This is a genomic window from Psittacicella gerlachiana (genome assembly GCF_003585965.1).
Classification (GTDB): Bacteria; Pseudomonadota; Gammaproteobacteria; order Enterobacterales; family Psittacicellaceae; genus Psittacicella; species Psittacicella gerlachiana.
Genome location: NZ_NRJF01000254.1, coordinates 1 through 2,983, shown reverse-complemented (window position 1 = coordinate 2,983; position 2,983 = coordinate 1). Strand labels below are relative to the sequence as shown.

Genomic DNA, 2,983 nt, shown 5'->3' with positions numbered 1-2,983 from the left:
GCTTGGTCTGTTTTTATTTATATAACAGAATCTATGAGTAAATCTGCTTTGTGATTTGCGTATAAATAAGAAAAATGAGAGATGGGATTTTCGCTTGGAATGATTTTATTAGCAAAGATAATCTTTGGTTCACAAAAATTTAATAAAAATTGATGATTAAGGCATAGTGAAATGTAATAGCTAGAATTATCAATAAAAGTATAAATTTTTGCTCCTTTTTGAGTAGAGTTTAAATTTGCTTCAATTCCTTGTGGAGAGAATTTGATTTTATTTCCTTGAAAAATACTTAAAGCATAGCTTTTTACTATAGCTTCTTTAATAACCCATTCCAAAAGTTTATTTTGTTCTTTATTAGAGGAATTAGTGAATAACTTTAGATTATCAGGGTGGATAATTCTTCTTAAGAAAGCTTTTTCGCTAATTTTTTGCGAGTTTGTCTTAAACTCAAGATCTACTCCAAGGTAACTGTTGCTATTAACTGGTGGTGGATTTTCACTAAGTAATATGGCAACTAAGACTTTATCATCGCTATGAGCTAAGTTAAAGTCAATAAACCAAGGAGTATTACTTTCAAGATAAGGAAATTGTGGATTACTACCTTGAAAGTATGACGGTAAATAAGGTCTACCTAAAGCTGTACGTGGTAAATCCTTATAAGCTGGCAGTTCAGGAAAAGATTTTTGTAACCCCTGCCAATAATTAACAAATAAATCTTTATGAAATAGTTCGAGATAAATATTTGCTTGCATGATTTATTTAAGGGCAAACTCAATAAATTCGTGTTTAGCACCTTTAGTAATAATGAGATTAGCACGATACTTTGTAGGTTCTACATTTTCTACATAGTTTTTAGCATTGATTAATTGCCAAATAGTTTTTGCTTTCTCTTCAGCTTGTTCATCAGTTAAATCAGCATATTTTTTAAAGTATGATTTTTCGTTTTTAAAAGAATTGTTTCTAAAACTTTTAAAACGTTTGATGTACCATTTTTCTAGCAGCTGTGAACTTGCATCTAAATAAATAGCAAAATCAATAAAGTCTATTGGAGAACTTAAATTAGTTTCATGACCATTTACTTGGAGTACATTTAAGCCTTCAAGAATGAGAATATCAGGAGAATCTATTTCTAGTAAATTTGAATCTCGGTCATAGGTTATGTGATTATAAACCGGAGCAAATGCTTGTTTCCCACTTTTGATTAGGGATAAGACTTTTAATAAGTAAGGTTCATCATAGCTTTCTGGAAATCCTTTACGACTTAATAAGTCGTGCTGTTGGAGATATTGTAAAGGATAAATAAAGCCGTCGGTATTTAAAATCTGAATTTTAAAATTTGGATAATAAATTTCAAGAACTTTCTTGAGAATTCGAGAGAAAGTGCTTTTTCCAACAGAAACTGATCCTGTTACACCAATAATAAAAGGTGGAATTTTAGCTACTTTCCTTAAGAAATTTGGGGTGATGCTTCGCTGAATTTTAAAAGCATTCAATTGTAAATCTAACAATCTAACAAGAGGTGCATAACAATTATTAAATTCAGTTGCATCAAGTAATTTTTCATTAAAACCTAATAAAGGTTGGATTTGTTCTTCGCTAATATTTAAATCTATATCGTCTTTAAGAAGAGACCATTGAGTTTGGTCTAAAATCGTGAATTTTTGATTTAAATAGCTATGAAAATGAGTATTCATTATTATAAAAAGAAAAGGTCCAGTTGCTGGACATAAACGGTAAAATAAAATAAGCCTCGCTTATTTTATCACGTATAAAACTATAAATGAAAAAAATTAAAGATCTTATCTTAGAGAAACTTTATAATTAATTTAAAATTAATGGTTTCGAAAAAACAAAAGATTAGAAAAAAAATTAAAAATAAATTGGCAAAACTCTTGCAATAAGAGTTTTACTGGTCTATAATAGTCTTCGTTGAGTTAGGAAGATAACAAAAATACTTAATAAAGTATTTATTTTCCTAGCACTAGAAAGGTTTTTTGTGGAGAGGTTCCCGAGCGGCCAAAGGGATCGGATTGTAAATCCGCTGACTCAGTCTTCGAAGGTTCGAATCCTTCCCTCTCCACCATCGTATATAGCAGGCATCGTATAATGGCTATTACCTCAGCCTTCCAAGCTGATGATGCGGGTTCGATTCCCGCTGCCTGCTCCATTTTTTATGCTTGAAAAGTGTTGATATAGCTCAGGTGGTAGAGCGCACCCTTGGTAAGGGTGAGGTCGCGGGTTCAATTCCCGCTATCAGCACCATTATTTATTTTATGCCGTCTTAGCTCAGTAGGTAGAGCAACTGACTTGTAATCAGTAGGTCATCAGTTCGATTCCGATAGACGGCACCATTCTTTTTCTACTGGAGAGGTTCCCGAGCGGCCAAAGGGATCGGATTGTAAATCCGCTGACTCAGTCTTCGAAGGTTCGAATCCTTCCCTCTCCACCATCTTGCCGTCTTAGCTCAGTAGGTAGAGCAACTGACTTGTAATCAGTAGGTCATCAGTTCGATTCCGATAGACGGCACCATCTCTTTCTATGCCGTTTTAGCTCAGTAGGTAGAGCAACTGACTTGTAATCAGTAGGTCATCAGTTCGATTCCGATAAACGGCACCATTTCTTCTATGCCGTCTTAGCTCAGTAGGTAGAGCAACTGACTTGTAATCAGTAGGTCATCAGTTCGATTCCGATAGACGGCACCACATTTTAGTGGAGAGGTTCCCGAGTGGCCAAAGGGATCGGATTGTAAATCCGCTGACTCAGTCTTCGAAGGTTCGAATCCTTCCCTCTCCACCATCGTATATAGCAGGCATCGTATAATGGCTATTACCTCAGCCTTCCAAGCTGATGATGCGGGTTCGATTCCCGCTGCCTGCTCCATTTTTTTACATATTAACTTAAGATATGTAATTCAATTTTTGCCGTCTTAGCTCAGTAGGTAGAGCAACTGACTTGTAATCAGTAGGTCATCAGTTCGATTCCGATA

The 2,983-nt window shown here is 34.8% G+C and carries 2 protein-coding genes and 11 tRNA genes; 11 read left to right on the top strand and 2 right to left on the bottom strand.

Annotated elements, in window-relative coordinates; genetic code table 11:
* Positions 1–17 precede the first annotated feature (17 nt).
* A complete protein-coding gene (locus CKF59_RS07340; RefSeq protein ID WP_119535267.1) occupies positions 18–749 on the bottom strand; it encodes a 4'-phosphopantetheinyl transferase family protein in 732 nt (243 codons plus the stop codon).
* 3 nt (positions 750–752) lie between these two features.
* The gene (coaA, locus tag CKF59_RS07335; RefSeq protein WP_119535266.1) at positions 753–1,691 is read right to left on the bottom strand and encodes a type I pantothenate kinase; all 939 of its coding nucleotides are present in this window, start codon (positions 1,689–1,691) and stop codon (positions 753–755) included.
* Between the two features lie 304 nt (positions 1,692–1,995).
* Here coaA and CKF59_RS07330 point away from each other — a divergent pair.
* The 11 genes from CKF59_RS07330 to CKF59_RS07280 all read left to right on the top strand — a co-directional run bounded on the left by CKF59_RS07330 (position 1,996) and on the right by CKF59_RS07280 (position 2,983).
* Positions 1,996–2,080, top strand: a tRNA-Tyr gene (locus tag CKF59_RS07330).
* Positions 2,081–2,089: 9 nt separating this feature from the next.
* A tRNA-Gly gene (locus tag CKF59_RS07325) sits at positions 2,090–2,164 on the top strand.
* A gap of 19 nt (positions 2,165–2,183) precedes the next feature.
* A tRNA-Thr gene (locus CKF59_RS07320) sits at positions 2,184–2,259 on the top strand.
* Between the two features lie 13 nt (positions 2,260–2,272).
* A tRNA-Thr gene (locus CKF59_RS07315) sits at positions 2,273–2,348 on the top strand.
* Positions 2,349–2,361: 13 nt separating this feature from the next.
* Positions 2,362–2,446 (top strand) — tRNA-Tyr (locus CKF59_RS07310).
* Between the two features lie 4 nt (positions 2,447–2,450).
* Positions 2,451–2,526, top strand: a tRNA-Thr gene (locus CKF59_RS07305).
* 11 nt (positions 2,527–2,537) lie between these two features.
* Positions 2,538–2,613, top strand: a tRNA-Thr gene (locus CKF59_RS07300).
* 10 nt (positions 2,614–2,623) lie between these two features.
* Positions 2,624–2,699, top strand: a tRNA-Thr gene (locus CKF59_RS07295).
* Positions 2,700–2,708: 9 nt separating this feature from the next.
* A tRNA-Tyr gene (locus CKF59_RS07290) sits at positions 2,709–2,793 on the top strand.
* A gap of 9 nt (positions 2,794–2,802) precedes the next feature.
* Positions 2,803–2,877 (top strand) — tRNA-Gly (locus CKF59_RS07285).
* Positions 2,878–2,925: 48 nt separating this feature from the next.
* Positions 2,926–2,983: transfer RNA gene (locus CKF59_RS07280), tRNA-Thr, on the top strand.

Coding starts and splice junctions, on each gene's coding strand:
- CKF59_RS07340 (WP_119535267.1), bottom strand. CDS start 749: ATGCAAGCAAATATTTATCTCGAACTATTTCATAAAGATTTATTTGTT.
- coaA (WP_119535266.1), bottom strand. CDS start 1,691: ATGAATACTCATTTTCATAGCTATTTAAATCAAAAATTCACGATTTTA.